This window comes from Leclercia sp. W17 (assembly GCF_003336325.1).
GTDB lineage: Bacteria > Pseudomonadota > Gammaproteobacteria > Enterobacterales > Enterobacteriaceae > Enterobacter.
In genome coordinates, this window is the sequence record NZ_CP031101.1 from 943112 (window position 1) to 964375 (window position 21264).

General features: G+C 56.6%; 15 protein-coding genes. 10 read left to right on the top strand and 5 right to left on the bottom strand.

Annotation, left to right across the window (positions count from 1 at the left end; translation table 11 throughout):
• Positions 1–36: 36 nt before the first annotated feature.
• From rlmD to eno, 5 genes are all read left to right on the top strand, one after another.
• Positions 37–1335, top strand: coding sequence for a 23S rRNA (uracil(1939)-C(5))-methyltransferase RlmD (rlmD, locus tag DVA44_RS04725; protein WP_114385848.1), 1299 nt, complete (start codon positions 37–39; stop codon positions 1333–1335).
• Positions 1336–1387: 52 nt separating this feature from the next.
• On the top strand, positions 1388–3625 hold the full coding sequence (gene relA / locus DVA44_RS04730; RefSeq protein WP_103822711.1) for a GTP diphosphokinase: 2238 nt from the start codon (positions 1388–1390) through the stop codon (positions 3623–3625).
• A 69-nt stretch (positions 3626–3694) separates the two neighbouring features.
• Entirely contained in the window at positions 3695–4486 is a 792-nt protein-coding gene (gene mazG, locus DVA44_RS04735) for a nucleoside triphosphate pyrophosphohydrolase (protein ID WP_103822710.1), read from the top strand.
• A 224-nt stretch (positions 4487–4710) separates the two neighbouring features.
• A complete protein-coding gene (gene pyrG / locus DVA44_RS04740; protein ID WP_103180932.1) occupies positions 4711–6348 on the top strand; it encodes a glutamine hydrolyzing CTP synthase in 1638 nt (545 codons plus the stop codon).
• Positions 6349–6430: 82 nt separating this feature from the next.
• A complete protein-coding gene (eno, locus tag DVA44_RS04745) occupies positions 6431–7726 on the top strand; it encodes a phosphopyruvate hydratase (protein ID WP_103822709.1) in 1296 nt (431 codons plus the stop codon).
• A gap of 56 nt (positions 7727–7782) precedes the next feature.
• Here the strand turns inward: eno and DVA44_RS04750 are convergent, their stop codons facing one another.
• Positions 7783–8997 (bottom strand): glycosyltransferase, encoded by a 1215-nt coding sequence (locus DVA44_RS04750; protein ID WP_114385849.1) that lies wholly within the window; start codon positions 8995–8997, stop codon positions 7783–7785.
• Positions 8998–9249: 252 nt separating this feature from the next.
• Here DVA44_RS04750 and queE point away from each other — a divergent pair, with 252 nt between their 5' ends.
• Positions 9250–9921 carry a 7-carboxy-7-deazaguanine synthase QueE gene (gene queE, locus DVA44_RS04755; protein ID WP_103822707.1) on the top strand — a complete coding sequence of 224 codons (672 nt, stop codon included), beginning with the start codon at positions 9250–9252 and terminating at the stop codon, positions 9919–9921.
• A 20-nt stretch (positions 9922–9941) separates the two neighbouring features.
• Here the strand turns inward: queE and DVA44_RS04760 are convergent, their stop codons facing one another.
• Together DVA44_RS04760 and DVA44_RS04765 are read right to left on the bottom strand one after the other, a co-directional pair.
• The gene (locus DVA44_RS04760; protein WP_114385850.1) at positions 9942–11336 is read right to left on the bottom strand and encodes an MFS transporter; all 1395 of its coding nucleotides are present in this window, start codon (positions 11334–11336) and stop codon (positions 9942–9944) included.
• Positions 11337–11362: 26 nt separating this feature from the next.
• Complete coding sequence (locus DVA44_RS04765) at positions 11363–12532, bottom strand: M20 aminoacylase family protein (RefSeq protein ID WP_114385851.1); 1170 nt, start codon at positions 12530–12532, stop codon at positions 11363–11365.
• A 171-nt stretch (positions 12533–12703) separates the two neighbouring features.
• Here DVA44_RS04765 and DVA44_RS04770 point away from each other — a divergent pair, with 171 nt between their 5' ends.
• Positions 12704–15028, top strand: coding sequence for a helix-turn-helix domain-containing protein (locus DVA44_RS04770; protein WP_114385852.1), 2325 nt, complete (start codon positions 12704–12706; stop codon positions 15026–15028).
• Here the strand turns inward: DVA44_RS04770 and queD are convergent, their stop codons facing one another.
• Positions 15029–15391, bottom strand: a complete 363-nt coding sequence (gene queD, locus DVA44_RS04775; protein WP_103822703.1) for a 6-carboxytetrahydropterin synthase QueD — start codon at positions 15389–15391, stop codon at positions 15029–15031.
• A gap of 307 nt (positions 15392–15698) precedes the next feature.
• On the opposite strand from queD, the gene cysJ reads away from it, so the two are divergent.
• From cysJ to cysH, 3 genes are all read left to right on the top strand, one after another.
• Positions 15699–17504 (top strand): NADPH-dependent assimilatory sulfite reductase flavoprotein subunit, encoded by a 1806-nt coding sequence (gene cysJ / locus DVA44_RS04785; protein WP_114385853.1) that lies wholly within the window; start codon positions 15699–15701, stop codon positions 17502–17504.
• Positions 17504–19216 carry an assimilatory sulfite reductase (NADPH) hemoprotein subunit gene (gene cysI, locus DVA44_RS04790; protein WP_103180923.1) on the top strand — a complete coding sequence of 571 codons (1713 nt, stop codon included), beginning with the start codon at positions 17504–17506 and terminating at the stop codon, positions 19214–19216. The genes cysJ and cysI overlap by 1 nt, the downstream gene beginning before the upstream one ends.
• A 76-nt stretch (positions 19217–19292) precedes the next feature.
• The gene (gene cysH / locus DVA44_RS04800) at positions 19293–20027 is read left to right on the top strand and encodes a phosphoadenosine phosphosulfate reductase (protein ID WP_114316907.1); all 735 of its coding nucleotides are present in this window, start codon (positions 19293–19295) and stop codon (positions 20025–20027) included.
• 90 nt (positions 20028–20117) lie between these two features.
• Here cysH and DVA44_RS04805 read toward each other — a convergent pair whose 3' ends face one another.
• The gene (locus DVA44_RS04805; protein ID WP_114316908.1) at positions 20118–21161 is read right to left on the bottom strand and encodes an aminopeptidase; all 1044 of its coding nucleotides are present in this window, start codon (positions 21159–21161) and stop codon (positions 20118–20120) included.
• Positions 21162–21264: the final 103 nt, after the last annotated feature.

The window sequence follows — 21264 nt, forward strand, 5'->3', positions numbered from 1 at the left end:
TAGAGTCAATATGTTCATTTGAGAAAATTCCCGGCGATGGCGCAATTCTACTCTGCAAAGCGACGCGTGACGACGCGTCAGATCATAACTGTTGAAGTGACAGACCTCGATCCGTTCGGACAGGGGGTGGCGCGCCACGAGGGCAAGACCGTATTTATTCCCGGCCTGCTGCCCCAGGAGCGTGCGGAAATCACCCTGACGGAAGAGAAACGTCAGTACGCTCGCGGGCAGGTAAAGCGCCGTCTTAATGATAGCCCGGAACGCGAAACGCCCCGCTGCCCGCACTTTGGCGTCTGCGGCGGCTGCCAACAGCAGCATGCCAGCGTCGCGCTGCAGGAGCGCAGCAAAAGCAACGCCCTGGCGCGTTTGCTGAAGCACGACGTCGATGAGGTGATCGCAGATAAACCCTGGGGCTACCGCCGCCGGGCGCGTCTGAGCCTCAATTATCAGCCGAAAACCGCTCGTCTGGAGATGGGCTTTCGCAAGGCCAACTCCAGCGATATCGTTGATGTCAGAGAGTGCCCCATTCTGGTGCCCCGTCTTGAGGCATTGCTGCCAGAAGTGCGCAAATGCCTCTCTGACCTGCAGGGCGTACGTCATCTTGGGCACGTTGAACTGGTGCTGGCGAACAGCGGCCCGCTGATGGTGCTGCGCCATACTGCACCGCTTTCGGCCAAAGATCGCGAAAAACTGGAACGCTTTTCGCATTCCCATGAGCTTGACCTTTATCTCGCCCCGCAAAGCGAGATACTTGAGCAACTGAGCGGGGAAACGCCCTGGTATGATTCAGACGGGCTACGCTTAACGTTCAGCCCGCGCGACTTCATCCAGGTGAATGACGGCGTTAACCAGCAGATGGTCGCGACTGCGCTGGCGTGGCTGGATATTCAGCCGGAGGATCGGGTGCTCGACCTGTTTTGCGGGATGGGCAACTTTACCCTGCCGCTGGCAAAACGGGCACGAAGCGTGGTCGGCGTTGAAGGGGTGGCGGCGCTGGTGGAAAAGGGGCGCGATAACGCTGTACACAATGCGCTGCAAAACGTGACATTTTTTCACGAGAATCTGGAAGAGGATGTTACACAGCAGCCATGGGCGGCGCACGGTTTCGATAAAATTCTGCTTGATCCGGCACGCGCAGGCGCGCCAGGCGTGATGCAGCATATTATTAAACTGGCCCCCAAACGTGTGGTCTATGTTTCCTGTAATCCGGCGACGCTTGCCCGCGATAGCGAGGCGTTATTAGCGGCGGGTTACCAGATTCAGCGTCTGGCAATGCTTGATATGTTCCCGCACACTGGGCATCTGGAATCAATGGCGTTGTTTGAACACAATTGATGAGTTTCGGCTTGTCGAATTCGACAGGCAGGGGTCCCTAAAGGAGAGGACAATGGTTGCGGTAAGAAGTGCACATCTCAATAAAGCTGGTGAGTTTGACCCACAAAAATGGATCGCAAGTCTGGGGATCGCCAGCCAGCAGTCGTGTGAACGCTTAACCGAAACATGGGCCTACTGTCTGCGCACCACACAGGGGCATCCCGATGCCGAGCTGCTGCTGTGGCGCGGCGTAGAGATGGTTGAGATCCTCTCCATGCTGAGTATGGATATCGACACCCTCCGTGCGGCTATGCTCTTCCCGCTGGCCGACGCCGAGGTGGTCACAGAAGAGGTGTTGCGCGAAAGCGTCGGGAAATCGATCGTGGCGCTGATCCACGGCGTGCGCGATATGGCCGCCATCCGTCAGCTGAAAGCCACCCACACCGATTCGGTCTCGTCTGAACAGGTGGATAACGTTCGTCGTATGCTGCTGGCGATGGTGGATGATTTCCGCTGCGTGGTGATTAAGCTTGCCGAGCGCGTCGCCCACCTGCGGGAAGTCAAAGACGCGCCGGAAGACGAACGCGTGCTGGCGGCGAAAGAGTGCACCAACATCTATGCCCCGCTGGCGAACCGTCTGGGCATCGGCCAGCTGAAATGGGAGCTGGAGGATTACTGCTTCCGCTACCTGCACCCGGCGGAATACAAACGCATTGCTAAGCTGCTGCACGAGCGCCGTATCGATCGGGAACACTACATCGATGAGTTTGTCGGCGGCTTACGTAAGTCGATGAAAGAAGAGGGCGTGAAGGCCGAAGTCTATGGCCGTCCGAAGCATATCTACAGCATCTGGCGCAAAATGCAGAAAAAACATCTCGCCTTTGACGAGCTGTTTGATGTGCGCGCCGTGCGTATCGTCGCCGAGCGGCTGCAGGACTGCTACGCCGCTCTGGGGATTGTCCACACCCATTACCGCCATCTGCCGGATGAGTTTGACGACTATGTCGCCAATCCGAAACCGAACGGCTACCAGTCGATCCATACCGTGGTGCTGGGGCCGGGCGGCAAAACCGTCGAAATCCAGATCCGTACCAAGCAGATGCATGAAGAGTCCGAGCTGGGCGTCGCCGCGCACTGGAAGTATAAAGAGGGACCCACAAGCGGGGCGCGCTCCGGTCATGAAGATCGTATCGCCTGGCTGCGTAAGCTGATTGCGTGGCAGGAGGAGATGGCCGACTCCGGTGAAATGCTCGACGAATTGCGCAGCCAGGTCTTTGACGACCGGGTCTACGTCTTTACGCCGAAAGGCGACGTGGTTGACCTGCCGGCAGGCTCAACGCCGCTCGACTTCGCCTACCATATCCATAGCGATGTGGGGCATCGCTGCATCGGCGCTAAAATCGGCGGGCGTATCGTGCCGTTCACCTACCAGCTGCAGATGGGCGACCAGATTGAGATCATTACCCAGAAACAGCCGAACCCGAGCCGCGACTGGCTGAACCCGAACCTCGGCTATGTCACCACCAGCCGCGGGCGCTCAAAAATTCATGCCTGGTTCCGCAAGCAGGATCGCGACAAGAATATTCTTGCCGGACGCCAGATCCTTGATGATGAGCTGGAGCATTTAGGCATCCACCTGAAAGAGGCAGAAAAATTCCTCCTGCCGCGCTACAACTTTAACGAGCTGGATGAGCTGCTGGCCGCCATTGGCGGTGGGGATATTCGCCTTAACCAGATGGTGAATTTCCTGCAGGCACAATTCAACAAACCGAGCGCGGAAGAGCAAGATGCGGCGGCGCTGAAGCAGCTTCAGCAGAAAAGCTACGCTCCCTCGCACCGTGGCAAAGAAAAAGACAAAGGCAGAGTGGTGGTGGAGGGCGTCGGCAACCTGATGCACCATATTGCCCGCTGCTGCCAGCCAATCCCGGGGGACGAGATTGTCGGCTTTATCACCCAGGGGCGCGGGATCTCCATTCACCGTGCGGACTGCGATCAGCTGGATGATTTACAGTCCCACGCGCCGGAACGCATCGTGGATGCGGTGTGGGGCGAGAGCTATTCTGCCGGTTATTCACTGGTAGTGCGGGTCTCAGCCAACGATCGCAGCGGCCTGCTGCGCGATATCACCACCATTCTGGCGAACGAGAAGGTGAACGTGCTGGGCGTCGCCAGCCGCAGCGATACGCGCCAGCAGCTCGCCACCATTGATATGACCATCGAAATCTATAACCTGCAGGTGCTGGGCCGCGTGCTCGGCAAGCTGAACCAGGTGCCGGATGTGATCGACGCCCGCCGTCTGCACGGCGGCTAATCGCACCTTCTTTTGTAGGCCGGGTAAGGCGTAAGCCGCCACCCGGCATTTTTTTATCAGGACAAAACTATGACCCAAATCGACCGCCTGCTCGGCATTATGCAACGTCTGCGCGACCCGGAAAACGGCTGTCCGTGGGACAAAGAGCAGACTTTCGCCACCATCGCCCCCTACACTCTGGAAGAGACCTACGAGGTGCTGGACGCTATCTCCCGGGAAGATTTTGACGATCTGCGTGGCGAGCTGGGTGACCTGCTGTTCCAGGTGGTGTTCTATGCGCAGATGGCCCAGGAAGAGGGGCGCTTCGATTTCAACGATATCTGCGCCGCCATCAGCGACAAGCTGGAGCGCCGCCACCCGCACATCTTTGGTGATGCTACCGCCGAAAACAGTACCGAGGTTCTGGCCCGCTGGGAGCAGATTAAAAGCGCGGAACGGGCTGAAAAATCGCAACATTCCGCGCTGGACGATATTCCGTTAAGCCTGCCGGCGCTGATGCGCGCGCACAAGATCCAGAAACGTTGTTCGACGGTGGGGTTTGACTGGACATCCTTAGGCCCGGTGCTCGACAAGGTGCATGAAGAGATTGACGAGGTGATGCACGAAGCGCAGCAGGCGGTAGTGGATCAGGAGAAGCTTGAAGAGGAGATGGGCGATCTGCTGTTTGCCACCGTCAATCTTTCCCGTCATCTGGGCGTCAAAGCTGAAGTGGCGCTGCAGAAAGCGAACCTCAAATTCGAGCGCCGCTTCCGGGAAGTGGAGCGCATTATCGCGGCTCGCGGCCTGGAAATGACCGGCGTGGACCTCGATGCGATGGAAGAAGTCTGGCAGGAAGTAAAACGCCAGGAATCTGATCTCTAACGGGTTTTTGCGATCAAGCGCAATTTGTGTGATTTTTTAAATGACAAGCGCTTGATTTGCGTCAAAAACATTTACTCAAAAGGGGCTATTTTCTCACTCCCAATATGAGTCAAAGCCTGAGACAGGAGACGGAGAATGAAAGTTTGTGGCGCTCGCCGTGTTCGGGTATACTACTTTCCCGTCCTGGTTATTCCATCGTTTCACCCTAACTTCTCAGGTTCAGCATGACAACGAACTATATTTTTGTGACCGGCGGGGTTGTATCCTCTCTGGGTAAAGGCATTGCCGCAGCCTCCCTCGCAGCCATTCTTGAAGCCCGTGGCCTCAATGTGACCATGATGAAGCTGGATCCGTACATCAACGTCGATCCAGGTACCATGAGCCCGATCCAACACGGGGAAGTGTTCGTTACTGAAGACGGCGCTGAAACCGACCTGGACCTGGGTCACTACGAGCGCTTCATTCGCACCAAAATGACCCGCCGTAACAACTTCACGACTGGCCGTATCTACTCCGACGTTCTGCGTAAAGAGCGTCGCGGTGACTACCTGGGCGCAACCGTTCAGGTTATCCCACACATCACCAACGCCATTAAAGAGCGCATCATTGCCGGTGGTGAAGGCCACGACGTCGTGCTGGTAGAAATCGGCGGTACCGTAGGCGATATCGAATCCCTGCCGTTCCTCGAAGCGATCCGTCAGCTGGCGGTGGACATTGGTCGCGAACACGCGCTGTTCATGCACCTGACTCTGGTGCCGTACATGGCTGCCGCAGGTGAAGTGAAAACCAAACCGACCCAGCACTCCGTTAAAGAGCTGCTCTCCATCGGTATTCAGCCAGATATTCTGGTCTGCCGCTCCGATCGTGCGGTTCCGGCCAACGAACGTGCAAAAATTGCATTGTTCTGTAACGTGCCAGAAAAAGCCGTTATTTCAATGAAAGATGTCGATTCCATTTATAAAATTCCGGGCCTGTTGAAATCACAGGGCCTGGACGATTATATTTGTAAACGATTCAGCTTGAACTGTCCGGAAGCTAACCTGTCTGAATGGGAACAGGTTATTTACGAAGAAGCGAACCCGGCAGGCGAAGTGACTATCGGTATGGTCGGCAAGTACATCGAACTGCCGGACGCCTATAAGTCCGTTATCGAAGCGCTGAAACACGGTGGCCTGAAAAACCGCGTAACCGTCAACATCAAGCTGATCGATTCGCAGGATGTTGAAACCCGCGGTGTAGAAATTCTGAAAGATCTGGATGCTATTCTGATCCCTGGCGGCTTCGGCTACCGTGGCGTTGAAGGCAAGATCGCTACCGCACGCTATGCGCGTGAAAACAATATTCCTTACCTCGGCATTTGCCTGGGTATGCAGGTTGCACTGATTGAATTTGCCCGTAATGTGGTGGGCATGGAAAACGCGAACTCTACGGAATTTGTGCCAGACTGTAAGTACCCTGTTGTGGCGCTGATTACCGAATGGCGCGACGAAGAAGGTAACGTCGAAGTCCGTACCGAGAAAAGCGATCTGGGTGGCACGATGCGTCTGGGTTCTCAGGCTTGCCAGCTCTCTGATGACAGCCTGGTACGCCAGATGTACGGTGCGCCAGTCATCACTGAACGCCATCGTCACCGTTATGAAGTGAACAACCTGCTGTTGAAACAAATTGAAGCTGCGGGTCTGCGTATTGCGGGCCGCTCCGGGGATGATCAGTTGGTCGAGATCATCGAAGTGCCGAACCACCCGTGGTTCGTTGCCTGCCAGTTCCACCCGGAATTTACTTCTACGCCGCGTGATGGACATCCGCTGTTTGCTGGCTTTGTAAAAGCCGCGACGGAGTTCCAGAAGCGTCAGGCGAAGTAAGAAAAGTTAGAACGGCAGCGCGTACCAAGGGTACGCGCTGTTTGTCTGGAGTTTTAGTTTAACTTGTACTGAGGAAAATCTAATGTCCAAAATCGTTAAAGTCATCGGTCGTGAAATCATCGACTCCCGTGGTAACCCGACTGTTGAAGCCGAAGTACACCTGGAAGGTGGTTTCGTAGGTATGGCTGCTGCGCCGTCAGGTGCTTCTACTGGTTCCCGCGAAGCGCTGGAACTGCGCGATGGCGACAAATCCCGCTTCCTGGGCAAAGGCGTAACCAAAGCGGTTGGCGCAGTAAACGGTCCTATTGCTCAGGCAATCCTTGGCAAAGATGCCAAAGATCAGGCTGGCATTGACAAGATCATGATCGATCTGGACGGTACTGAAAACAAATCTAACTTCGGTGCGAACGCAATCCTGGCTGTTTCCCTGGCAAACGCCAAAGCAGCAGCAGCTTCTAAAGGTCAGCCACTGTTCGAACACATTGCTGAACTGAACGGCACTCCAGGCAAATACTCCATGCCAGTTCCGATGATGAACATCATCAACGGCGGTGAGCACGCTGACAACAACGTCGACATCCAGGAATTCATGATTCAGCCGGTTGGCGCGAAAACTGTTAAAGAAGCCATCCGTATGGGTTCTGAAGTTTTCCATCACCTGGCAAAAGTTCTGAAAGCCAAAGGCATGAACACCGCTGTTGGTGACGAAGGTGGTTATGCACCTAACCTGGGTTCTAACGCCGAAGCACTGGCCGTAATCGCTGAAGCAGTTAAAGCAGCAGGCTACGAGCTGGGCACCGACATCACCCTGGCGATGGACTGCGCAGCATCTGAATTCTACAAAGACGGTAAATACGTTCTGGCTGGCGAAGGCAACAAAGCGTTCACTTCCGAAGAGTTCACTCACTTCCTGGAAGAGCTGACCAAACAGTACCCAATCGTCTCCATCGAAGATGGTCTGGACGAGTCTGACTGGGATGGTTTCGCATACCAGACTAAAGTACTGGGCGACAAAATCCAGCTGGTTGGTGACGACCTGTTCGTAACCAACACCAAAATCCTGAAAGAAGGTATCGAGAAAGGCATCGCTAACTCCATCCTGATCAAATTCAACCAGATCGGTTCTCTGACCGAAACTCTGGCTGCGATCAAAATGGCGAAAGACGCTGGTTACACTGCCGTTATCTCTCACCGTTCAGGCGAAACTGAAGACGCGACCATCGCTGACCTGGCTGTTGGTACCGCTGCTGGCCAGATCAAAACTGGTTCTATGAGCCGTTCTGACCGTGTTGCTAAATACAACCAGTTGATTCGTATCGAAGAAGCGCTGGGCGAAAAAGCACCTTACAACGGTCGTAAAGAGATCAAAGGTCAGTAATTCACGCTGAACCTTCATCTTTAGAAAAACCCGCTTCGGCGGGTTTTTTTTTATCATCACACCGTCGGTACGCTATGACGTGTGCATACCGCCTGTTCAATAATTTCGGCAGCCCGCGCTGCCCCTCCGGCGTTAATCAGCTGAGTCTGGAGGGCGGTGATGCGCTGCGTGTACTGCTTATTTTCCAGCAGGTCGAGAAGATGCTGGCTGAGCGTGCGGCTCGGCGAAAAACGGCAGGCCTTAAGGCCAATGCCGCTGAAGACCACTCGGGCGGCGACGCCTGGCTGATCAAACGCCAGAGGCACGGCGAGGATCGGCGTGGCGGTGGCGATGGCATCCATAACCGTATTCAGCCCAGCGTGGGTGATGACGGCGCTGGCATCGCGCAATACCGCCAGCTGATCGGTAAATCCTACGGTTTTCGCCCCGGCACGTGCCAGCCGGGCGGTTTGACTTGCATTCAGTCTGTCACAGTGGGCAATAAGCAAGGGCACACCAGCCTGTCGGCAGGCGCGGGCAATTGTGCGGAACAGCCCGTAGCGGTAGCCCTGGAGCGTACCTAATGACGCAAAAACAAACGGCTTCTTATTGCCGGAAGAGACCGTTGGCGGATCGTAGCGTAGCGGACCTACCGCATGGAAGCAGGCGGGCAAGGTGCGTGGAAAATCAAAGCCTGGGATGGTCTGGCTGATTTGCGCCAACGGCGACAGGCATTGATCCAGCCTGTTGCGCGAGGACAGACCAAACGCCCGGGCATGACGGGCAATCACTCGCCCCTGTCTCGACATCAGCCAGTCATACACATCCGCACTGGAAGCGTATAATTTCCGGCTGCGATTGCTGGTGCCATAGCGAAAAGGCATCACCGGCAAGGGAATAGTGTTATCCCGGTTTACCGGCAGGGCGCAGCAGATGGAGATAAAGGGCAGGTTGAGCGCTTGTGCAACCAGCCCTCCAGCCGGCTCCATCTGATCAACAATCACGGCGTCAATATTGTGCTGTCGGAAGGCGAGAGGCAGTTCGCGGCACAGCATATCGGTAACGCTTGCCATATCTGATATCAGGCGGAAAAAACCTGGCTCATTCATCGCAGACGGCGTCGGGTGACCCACGGCGATGAAGCGCGCCTGCGGTTCCCTGAGCAGCGTGCGAGCCTCTTCCTGCTGAAAAAAAGTGACCCGATGGCCGCGCACGATAAGGTGTTTTGCCAGTGCTTCCATAGCGCGCATATGGCTGTATAACGGTAGCGTTATTACCGCAAAATGGCTCATTCTGCTTGTCCAGTATTCTGATGGCTACTCAGTCAAGGGGGGTTAACGTCGACAGCCGGGTGGGCGATATCTTAAAAGCGTAGCGTAAGTTTTAATGTTTTTAACATTGCCTTCTGACAACGGCTTTCTACCCTAAGGGTGTTAGCCTGGCTATCCTTAAACTGACAGGAATAAAATCGTGGCCGGGGTTGTTTTGCCTGATTATGTGCGATCTGCAATAATGCCCCCCCGTAAATCTGACCAGAGATAACTATGCAGTACCCGATTAACGAGATGTTCCAGACCCTGCAAGGCGAGGGTTACTTCACCGGCGTTCCCGCTATTTTTATTCGTCTGCAGGGATGCCCGGTTGGCTGTGCCTGGTGCGACACCAAACATACCTGGGATAAGCTCGCGGATCGGGAAGTGTCGCTGTTTAGCATCCTGGCCAAAACCAAAGAGAGCGACAAATGGGGCGCAGCCAATCCGGAAGATCTGCTGGCGATCATTGGCCGCCAGGGCTGGACCGCGCGCCACGTGGTGATCACCGGCGGCGAACCCTGCATTCATGACTTAATGCCGCTCACCATGCTGCTGGAGAAGAACGGCTTTAGCTGCCAGATTGAGACCAGCGGCACCCATGAAGTGCGCTGCTCCCACACCACCTGGGTGACGGTATCGCCAAAAGTAAATATGCGTGGCGGCTACGACATCCTCTCCCAGGCGCTGGAGCGTGCCGATGAGATCAAACACCCGGTCGGGCGCACGCGCGATATCGAAGCGCTGGACGAGCTGCTGGCAACGCTGACGGACGAAAAACAGCGCGTTATTGCGCTGCAGCCCATCAGCCAGAAAGAGGATGCCACCCGTCTGTGTATTGAGACCTGTATTGCGCGTAACTGGCGTCTGTCGATGCAGACGCACAAATACCTGAACATCGCCTGATAGCCCTGCGGCCTCTGTTACTAAGGGGCCCGCAATTTGGGTAATAACGCCCAGGCCACCACCGCCGAACCGAGACAAATCGCACTGTTAAACAGCAGCGCATACTGGGCGGCGCTGGCCATGCCCAGCGGTAGCAGCAGGGCATACAGTGAAGCCGTTACGGCGATCCCCATTGCTCCGCCCAGCGAACTGCCCATCTTATAGATCCCTGATGCCACCCCAACTTTGCTCTCTGGCGCGTTCATCACCGCCGTGTCTGTGGATGGCGTGGCATAACAGCCCAGCCCGAGGCCAAAGAGGACGTTGCTGAAAAAGACGGTCACGATATAGATCTCTTTGCTCAGGAAAGTGCAGGAGATAAAGGTGATGCCGATTGCGGTCAACACCGGGCCGGTCATCATCGGCAGGCGGGCGCCATAGCGTTGAAGCAGCTTTTCTCCCACGCGAATCATGGCGAGCACCGTCACCAGATACCCCAGCGTCATCATTCCGGTTTGCAAAGGCGTCAGATGATGGCCCTGCTGTAACCAGATGCTGGTGATCATCATGGTGCCAATACAGCCGTTGAGCATGAAGTTCGAGAGCACCGCCGCGCTGTAGGCCCGGTTTTTAAACAGCGCAAAATCAATCAGCGCCGCATCGCCTTTGCGCAGGCCGGTAACGATAAAGCCCAGTGCCGCGAGGATCGTTGCCCCCAGCACCGTCAGTGACAGGCCGCTGCCCCAGCCCCAGCTATGCCCTTTGCTGATAAACAGGTTGAGCAGCACCAGCATACAGACAAAACTCACCAACCCGCCAATATCCAGCTTGTGCTGACCAGCACTGGCGCTTCGGCTTTCCGGCGTACCACGGATCAACAGCAGTGCAGCCAGGGCCATCGCGATGGAAAAAACAAAAATCCAGCGCCAGCCCAGGCTGGTGGCAATCGCGCCGCCAACAAACGAGCTCAGGCCGCTGCCGCCCCATGAGCCAATGACCCAGAAGCTGATCGCCCGCTGGCGCGCTTTACCGTCGTACCAGGTTTTAATCAACGCCAGTGTCGCGGGCATAATGCACGCTGCCGACAGCCCTTGGATCGCCCGTCCCAGCAGGAAAAGCACCGGTTCCCGGGCCAGAAACAGCAGACCGCTGCCGATGATACTCAGCACCAGGCCGATAACCGTCAGGCGCACGCGGCCAAACTTATCGGCAAAGCCACCGCTGGCGACCACAAAGCAGCCGCTGAATAACGCGCTGAGACTGACTGCCAGCGTGAGCGTCTCCAGGGATATGTCGAGGCTATTTTTCATGGCCGGCACGACGTTAATCACCGACTGGGCAAATAACCAGAATGTCAGAACGCTCAGCACAATACCCGCCAGCAGTCGATCGTTACCTGCGAAAGCCGGGGTGCCTGTCAGGGGAACGGTACTCATTGTGCAGCCCTCCTGGGGATATGGGATCAACGCAGATAGTGTTCAGTCAGGGCGCTCCAGAGTGCGGCGCCGGTGATCAGGATCTTGTCGTTAAAGTCATAGCCCGGGTTATGCACCATGCAGCGATCCGCTTCATCGCCCGCGCCGATGGTGAAGTAACAGCCGTCAGGGTTCTTTTCAAGCATAAAGGCGAAGTCTTCACTGCCCATGAATGAACCGATAGCGGCCACAGCATCCTGTCCGAACAGATCCTGGGCGACGGTACGCACCATCTCGTTGGCCGCAGGATTATTGATGAGCACCGGGCTGCCGTTGATATGGCGGATGGTGGCCGTGGCGTTGAAGCTCTCTGCCTGCGCAACGGCGATATCGTGGATGCGCTGCAGGACGGTTTGACGCACCTTTTCGTTCAGGGTGCGCACGGTCAGTTTCATCAGAACTTTGTCATTGATGATGTTGGGCGCATGACCGGCCTGAATACTGCCGACCGTCACCACGGCGGGTTCAAACGGAGTGATATTACGCGACACAATCGACTGCAGGGCGAGGGTAATATGGCAGGCCACCAGCGTAGCATCGACGGTATGTTCCGGCAGGGCACCGTGCCCACCCACGCCATTAACTTCAATGTGTATAGTGTCCGAGGAGGCCATCATGGCGCCATCGCGCAGGCCAATTTTGCCCAGTTTCTGCCCCGGCATATTATGCAGGGCAAAAATATGGTCGCAGGGGAAGGTCTCAAACAGGCCATCTTCGACCATCACCCGTCCGCCATACAGTAGCTCTTCCGCTGGCTGGAAAATCAGGTGCAGCGTGCCGTTAAAGTTGCGGGTACGCGCCAGGTACTCGGCGGCATAGAGCAGGGTGGTGGTGTGGCCGTCGTGACCACAGCCGTGGAATTTGCCTTCAACGGTGCTGCTCCACGCTTTGCCGCTCTCCTCCTGCATCGGCAACGCATCCATATCAGCGCGAAGACCAAGACGTTTGCTGCCGTTGCCCACTTTCAGGGTGCCGACCACCCCGGTTTTTGCCATTCCGCGATGTACCTCATATCCCCATTGCTGAAGCAGTTCCGCAACGCGCTGGCTGGTTTGCTGCTCCTCAAAACCGATCTCAGGATGCTGATGAAAATGTCGCCGCAGCTCAATAAACTGCGCTTCGTTGCCCTGCAGTGCTTCAACAATCGGATGTGTCATTTTTGTTATCCTTTTTTTATCAAACAATGCTAATTTCGAGTTTATGCCGATCGCAGCGACGGAAAATGCACTTTTTTGTTGTGAAGCGACGCATTATTTCTGATTGTTTTTCATACAATTCAGTTATGACAAAAAACAGCGCGTCATAATTTGTCTTCCCTGGAGGAACACATGGAGCAACGGGGTAGCGAGTTTTGGGTGAAGGTGCAGGATATTCGTCAGCTTCAGCAGGAAGAGGACGACGCGCTGACGCTACTGTGGCTGCTGGAAGGGAGCGCCGACCTGCACACCGACCAGCGGCAGATGACCCTGACGGCGGATAGCCTGACGATCGTTAATCGTAATCAACGCTGGCAGCTCACCAGCGAGAGCGGCAATACGACAATGTGCGTCATGCTTTCCGGGCGCTGGATCCAGCAACTCTGTAGCGACTTTTTTACCCATGATTACGCCATCCCGCCCGAAGCCGGGAGCGGCTGGCCTCCTGGTGATGAGCTACGCCATCTTTTGCGCCAACTGCTGGTCTGCACCCTGATTAACGATCAGCATCGCTACCGGCTGGAGGCGACCCGCTGGCTGAGCGAGATCCTGCTCCTGCTGACCAGCCGGTTTCAGCAACCCGCCCGCCTGCTTCTGCGGGAACATCATCCGGGCGTAAGCAAACGCATCGCCCGGGTGGTGGAACGCATCAACGCCAGCTACACCCGACGCATTACGCTTGCTGAAATCGCCGGAAGCGAATTTGTTTCAGAAGCCTGGCTCTCCCGTCTTTTTCGCAAAGAGATGGGCGTCAGTTTTATGCAGTACATTACCACCCTGCGCCTTGAGAAGGCGGCCGACGCGCTTCGCCTGACCAACCGCCCGTTGCATCAGATTGCGCTGGAGCAGGGGTTCGCCAGTACGCGGATGATGAGCGATCTGTTCCGGCGTCATCACCAGATGGCCCCGGGAGCGTATCGCAAACAACGTCGTCATCACGCCGGGATGCCCCGTCTACGTCCAGGCAATGGGGAGCAGCGTTATCCGGTGGCGGTGGACAAGCTCTTCAGCCTGCTAAATGAAGCCGAAACGCGCGGTCGGGAGCCGTTGCCATTAACTCCGCATCCGGTGCAGGAGAGGGTGCTCGATCTGCATCTTCTCAAGCCCGCTGCGCCGCTGCGTCATACCCGAATGGTGGTGACGGTGCGTGAGCTGGACGACCTGCTGCGCGAGGATGTGCGCCGGGAGCTGGAAAAGCTGGGGGAGGCGATGCCCCTTTTCGGGATTGATATCGCGGAGCCGTTTCTCAGTAGCCGCCTGTTTGCCAGCGGCTGGGACGATCCGCTGATGGCAGGTTATGCCTGCTGGTACAACCTTCATCAGGTCTTCAGCTGGCTTGCGCAAAAACAGTGGACGGTGCTGCTGCATACCGGCCTGACAACTCGCACCGACCTGCTGGCGCGTTTCTTACAGCAGTCGGTCAATCACTTTTCGCCTGAGATTACCGATCGCTGGCAATTTGTGATGCACTGGTCAACGCAGGCGAGCGAGGAGACAAGAGCGCAAGTCTGGCAGGCTCAGCGGGCGACGCTGCGGGAATATCTGCCGCAGGCGACGTTCGGCGTGTGGCACCGTTTTGCGCCCGGGCACACGGGGCATAACGATGAGGCTCTGCTGGACTCGACTCTCCTCACCCAGGCCGATTTTTTGGCCTGTCCGGCCGATGCCAATGAGCTTCTCGATCTGGCGCAGCTGGATCCGGCTCATCTCTCTTCCTCTGAAAACTATCCGGTGCAGAAGGTCCGGCAGATCCTGACCTCGCTTCGTCAGCGAAAGCTCTCGCTTCCGGTATGGCTGCTGTCGTGGAATACCCTCACCGGCAACACGCGCGCCACCAACGGCTGGTTTTTTCGTGGGGCACTGCTGATGCAAAACCTGCTCGGACTGTCGGAACAGGTGTGGCTGGCCGGGTTCTGGCTCAACTCGGGCTTACAGGGGGAAGCGCGGGCCAACAATACCATCGATACCTCGAGCCTGGCGCTGCAGTACAACCACGGCCTGCCGCGCCCGATCTATTGGGTAGTCTGGCTGTGGCGACGCCTGCGCGGTGAGGTGTTGGTCAACGAAAAGAATCTTCTGCTATTGCGCCACCACAAAGGATACCAACTGCTGCTGCGCAATACGGTGGTGTTTAACCCGTTACTCTCCAGCGAAGAGGCTTTCATTCAGCGTTTTCGCCAGCAGTACCACGTTCAGCTGAAGGGGCTAAGCGGCAGGTGGCGGATTAAGTGTCATCTGTTTGATCAGCACAACGGCGCGCTGTACCCCTTGATTGAAGGTGTACGCAGTGAAAGGGGGCCTGACGAAGAGATGTGGCGCTGGATGGAGCATAAAGCGCGTCCAACGTTGTCAATGCGTGATGAACGGCTTCATGACGGCTGGCAGATTACGGCGTCGCTGGAAAGCAACGCGCTGATGCTCTTTGAGCTCGCGCCGTTGCTCTCTCATGAGACGTAATTATTCGCCGCGGTAGACGCAGCCCGCGGTGCAGGTCTCTTTGATCATTACCGCACTCAGCAGCGGCACCAGCGGTTTGATCTCATTCCAGATCCATTTTGCCAGCACTTCGCTGGTCGGGTTTTCAAGTCCCGGAATATCGTTCAGATAGTAATGATCGAGGCGATCGTAGGTCGGTTTGAAGGCGGCCTTCAGCTCGGCAAAGTCCATGATCCAACCGGTATGCGGATCGACTTCACCCGTGATCTCCAGACGCACCATAAAGGAGTGTCCGTGCAGACGACCACATTTATGCCCTTCCGGGACGTGAGGCAGATGGTGGGCGGCTTCGAAGATGAAATCTTTAAACAGTGTGGTGGACATCGTGGACTCTCAAAAATGCGGAAAAAACCGCCGTAGAGTACCGGAAAGTACATTTTTTATCATTAACTAAAACGGGCATTATGGTCAGGGGCACCAGACAGCGTAATTAGCGCTGTTTTTTATTTTATTTTTCAAGTGGATAGTTAATCACTTTTATTGTTAAGAACAATAGCTAAAAGAGGTTAGTCCATTTGGTTATTTATTATTTCCATCCTGTCTTTAATTGTTATGATCCGCGCCGTTAACCTTACACTCTGTTCTGTCTTTCAGATAAAAATTCAGCTTTGCTACTGGAACATAACGACGCATGACAACACAGGCCCCACCTTCAAATTTGCTTCCCCTGAACCCGGAGCAACTGGCACGCCTGCAGGCGGCCACCACTGACTTTTCACCCACCCAGCTGGCCTGGGTATCCGGTTATTTCTGGGGAATGCTCAATCAACAGCCGGGGGCTGTGGCGAGTGCGCCGGCTACGGCTGTTGAGATCCCGGCAATCACGCTTATCTCCGCCTCGCAAACCGGCAACGCCCGTCGCGTGGCGGAAGCCCTGCGCGACGATCTGATTGCAGCCAAACTGAACGTGAACCTGGTGAACGCCGGGGACTATAAATTTAAGCAAATCGCGTCAGAGAAGCTGGTTATCGTTGTGACCTCAACCCAGGGCGAAGGTGAGCCGCCTGAAGAAGCGGTTGCGCTGCATAAGTTCCTGTTCTCGAAAAAGGCGCCAAAACTGGCGGGCACCGCCTTTGCGGTCTTCGGCCTGGGCGACTCTTCCTATGAATTCTTCTGCCAGTCGGGCAAAGATTTCGACAGCAAACTGGCCGAGCTGGGGGCAGAACGCCTGCTGGACCGCGTCGATACCGACGTTGAATACCAGGCTGCGGCGGCCGAATGGCGCGCGCGCATTGTCGAGGTGCTGAAAGCCCGCGTACCGACCGAGACGCCAGCCCAGGCGGCAGCCACCGCCGCTGGCGCAGTCAACGACATTCACACCAGCCCCTACACCAAAGAAGCGCCGCTGACGGCGAGCCTCTCGGTTAACCAGAAAATTACCGGTCGCGATTCAGAAAAAGATGTACGCCATATCGAAATCGATCTCGGCGACTCCGGCCTGCGCTACCAGCCGGGCGATGCTCTTGGCGTCTGGTACCAGAACGATCCGGCGCTGGTGAAAGAGCTGGTTGAGCTGCTTTGGCTGAAGGGTGACGAGCCGGTCACCGTGGAAGGCAAAACGCTGCCGCTCTCTGAAGCGCTGCAGTGGCATTTCGAGCTGACCGTTAACACCGCGAACATTGTGGAAAACTACGCCACCCTGACCCGCAGCGAATCCCTGCTGCCGCTGGTGGGCGACAAAGCCAAACTGCAACACTACGCCGCCACCACGCCAATCGTCGATATGGTGCGTTTCGCGCCAGCCCAGCTCGAAGCCGAGGCGTTAATCGGCCTGCTGCGTCCGCTGACGCCGCGCCTCTACTCTATCGCCTCTGCCCAGGCTGAGGTGGAGAACGAAGTCCACGTCACCGTGGGCGTGGTGCGTTACGACATCGAAGGCCGCGCCCGTGCCGGCGGCGCGTCGAGTTTCCTTGCGGATCGCGTGGAAGAAGAGGGCGAGGTGCGGGTCTTTATCGAGCACAACGACAACTTCCGTCTGCCTGCCAACCCGGAAACCCCGGTGATCATGATTGGCCCGGGCACCGGTATTGCACCGTTCCGCGCCTTTATGCAGCAGCGCGCCGCCGACGAAGCGCCGGGTAAAAACTGGTTGTTCTTCGGCAACCCGCACTTCACTGAAGATTTCCTCTATCAGGTGGAGTGGCAGCGCTACGTTAAAGAGGGCGTACTGAGCCGGATCGATCTGGCCTGGTCCCGCGATCAGAAAGAAAAAATCTACGTACAAGACAAACTGCGCGAACAGGGCGCAGAGCTGTGGCGCTGGATCAATGACGGTGCCCACATTTATGTCTGCGGCGACGCCAATCGCATGGCGAAAGACGTTGAGCAGGCTTTACTGGAAGTGATTGCCCAATTCGGCGGTATGGATGCCGAAGCGGCGGATGAATATTTAAGTGAGCTGCGCGTCGAGCGCCGTTATCAGCGAGATGTCTACTAATGAGCGAAAAACATCCTGGCCCACTGGTGGTCGAAGGCAAACTGTCTGATGCCGAGCGCATGAAGGTTGAGAGTAACTACCTGCGCGGCACCATTGCCGAAGATTTAAATGACGGTCTGACCGGCGGTTTCAAAGGCGACAACTTCCTGCTGATCCGTTTCCACGGCATGTACCAGCAGGACGACCGCGATATCCGCGCCGAGCGTGCTGAACAGAAGCTGGAGCCGCGTCATGCGATGCTGCTGCGCTGCCGCCTGCCGGGTGGCATCATCACCACCAAACAGTGGCAGGCGATCGACAAGTTTGCCGGTGAAAATACAATTTACGGCAGCATCCGTCTGACCAACCGTCAGACCTTCCAGTTCCACGGCATTCTGAAGAAGAACGTGAAGCCGGTACACCAGATGCTGCACTCCGTCGGACTGGACGCGCTGGCGACCGCCAACGACATGAACCGTAACGTGCTCTGCACCTCTAACCCGTACGAGTCCGAGCTGCATGCCGAAGCGTACGAGTGGGCGAAGAAGATCTCCGAGCATCTGCTGCCGCGTACCCGCGCTTATGCCGAGATCTGGCTCGATCAGGAGAAAGTGGCGACCACCGACGAAGAGCCAATCCTGGGCCAGACCTATCTGCCGCGTAAGTTCAAAACCACGGTGGTGATCCCGCCGCAGAACGATATCGATCTGCACGCCAACGACATGAACTTCGTGGCAATCGCCGAGAACGGCAAGCTGGTGGGCTTTAACCTGCTGGTGGGCGGCGGTCTCTCTATTGAACACGGTAACAAAAAGACTTACGCCCGTACCGCGAGCGAGTTTGGCTATCTGCCGCTGGAGCACACCCTGGCGGTGGCGGAAGCGGTAGTGACCACCCAGCGCGACTGGGGCAACCGTACCGATCGTAAAAACGCCAAGACCAAATATACCCTTGAGCGCGTAGGCGTGGAGACGTTTAAAGCCGAAGTGGAACGCCGCGCGGGCATCAAGTTTGAGCCGATCCGCCCGTACGAATTCACCGGGCGTGGGGATCGTATTGGCTGGGTAAAAGGTATCGACGATAAATGGCACCTGACGCTGTTTATTGAAAATGGCCGTATCCTGGATTATCCGGGCCGTCCGCTGAAAACCGGCCTGCTGGAGATCGCGAAGATCCACCAGGGCGAGTTCCGTATCACCGCCAACCAGAACCTGATCATTGCCGGCGTGCCGGAAAGCCAGAAGGCGAAGATCGAGAAGCTGGCGCGGGATCATGCCCTGATGGAGGCGGTTAAACCGCAGCGCGAAAACTCCATGGCCTGCGTGTCGTTCCCGACCTGTCCGCTGGCGATGGCTGAGGCCGAACGTTTCCTGCCGTCGTTTACCGACAAGGTCGAAGCGATTCTGGAGAAACATGGCATCCCGAACGAACATATCGTGATGCGCGTGACCGGCTGCCCGAATGGCTGTGGCCGCGCGATGCTGGCCGAGCTGGGGCTGGTGGGCAAAGCGCCGGGGCGCTACAACCTGCATCTGGGCGGTAACCGTATCGGCACCCGTATTCCGCGCATGTTCCGGGAAAACATCACCGAGCCGGAAATCCTTGATTCCATTGACCTGCTTATCGGGCGCTGGGCGAAAGAGCGCGAAGCGGGTGAAGGCTTCGGCGACTTTACGGTGCGTGCGGGCATCATTCGTCCGGTGCTCGATCCCGCAAGGGATTTCTGGGAATAACATCCCACGGGTTTTACCGATTTTCCAGGCCGGGCAGACGCAGTGCCGCCCGGCAAAACAGGCAAACGAGGTTCTTATGTCCGTACTCGATCTAAACGCCCTTAACGATCTGCCAAAAGTCGAACGCATACTGGCGCTGGCCGAAACCAACGCGGAGCTGGAGAAGCTGGACGCCGAAGGGCGTGTCGCCTGGGCGCTGGAAAATCTGCCGGGCGAATATGTGCTCTCGTCGAGCTTCGGTATTCAGGCGGCGGTTAGCCTGCATCTGGTGAATAAGATTCGCCCGGATATCCCGGTGATCCTCACCGATACCGGCTACCTGTTCCCGGAAACCTATCAGTTTATCGATGAGCTGACGGACAAGCTTAAGCTGAACCTGAAGGTCTACCGTGCAGAGCAGAGCGCGGCCTGGCAGGAAGCACGCTACGGCAAGCTGTGGGAGCAGGGCGTCGAGGGCATTGAGAAATATAATGCCATCAACAAAGTCGAGCCGATGAACCGGGCGCTGTCTGAACTCAACGCCAAAACCTGGTTTGCCGGCCTGCGCCGGGATCAGTCCGGCAGCCGGGCGTCTTTACCGGTGCTGGCGATCCAGCGCGGGGTGTTCAAGGTGCTGCCGATTATCGACTGGGACAACCGGACCGTATACCAGTACCTGCAACAGCATGGCCTGAAATACCATCCGCTGTGGGATCAAGGCTATCTGTCGGTGGGGGATACCCATACCACCCGTAAATGGGAGCCGGGTATGGCAGAAGAAGAGACCCGTTTCTTTGGCCTCAAGCGCGAGTGCGGGCTGCACGAAGGGTAATGTTTTTTGCCCGGTGGCGGCTACGCCTTACCGGGCCTACGAATAAGCATCCTGTAGGCCCGGTAAGCGCAGCGCCCCCGGGCAGCTGCCTCAGGCTTTCTCCGCTTTCGCCAGCTCCTTCACCAGCGGCAGCATCACCCGTACCACATCCCGGCTGCGGTGTTCAATCCGCTTCGGCAATGCCTCGTCGATATACTGCAGATTATCCAGCCTGACGTCGTGCCAGCTTATTCCCTCTGGAAATGCTTTAGATTTTGCCTGTTGCTGATAACCATCCTTCTTGCCCAGGGACCAGTTGGTCGCTTCAACGTAGAGCACCGGGATCCCGGCTTTATCGAACACCTCGCCATCATTGCAGCAGCCGGTGCCTTTCGGATACGCGGCATTGCCGCCCGGGTTGGTGGCAGCATAGATGCCGTGGGCGCGGGCAATCGCCAGCGCGCGGTCACGGGTTAACTTGCGTACCGGACCTGGGGTGGTTTTGCCGCTGTTGAAATAGAGCTTATCCCCCACAATCAAATTATCGAGGTTGATCACCAGCAGGGTGTTTTTCTTCTCGGCCGCGCTCATGCGTTTAAGGACATTCTCGGCGCCCAGCCGTCCCTCTTCCTCGCCGCTGGTGGCGATAAAGCGGATGCTGTACTGGGTGGGAATATCTTTTAACTGATCGGCCAGCTCCAGCATCACCCCGACCCCGGCGGCATTATCATCAATGCCCTGTAACGTGAGGCCGCCGAGATTGTTGTCGGCATCGCTGTCGCTCATCGGGGCATAAGTGTCGAGGTGCGCCAGAATAATAATCTGCTGAGCGGCTTTGCCTTCATGGGCCGCAATCACTGTGCTGCCGGTGACGTTGTGCCAGTTCTTGTTCAGATTGCGTGAGGTATAGATGTAGCGGCTCTGAAATGTGCGGATATCGCTCTGGTAGCCCATCCCGGCGAACTGCTGGCGCACGTAGTCAGCGGAGAGCATTTCGGCGGGGGTGCCGGTCATCCGACCCGGAAAAAAGGTGGCAATATGACGTGCCTGCGTCGCGGCCATCTCACCCAGGGGCGAGGTCTTAGCCTGAACCGTTCCGATTAAGCAAACGCCGAGCGCCAGGGCAGCGTATCGGTGGCGCATTGCGGAAAACATAGTGAGTCCTTAAAAAAATAACGCAAAATTTTAACGCGCTTAGTATGAAACTGTGACCGCGCTTACACAATTTGATTTGCTCTTAAATGCCCGGAATGTCGCG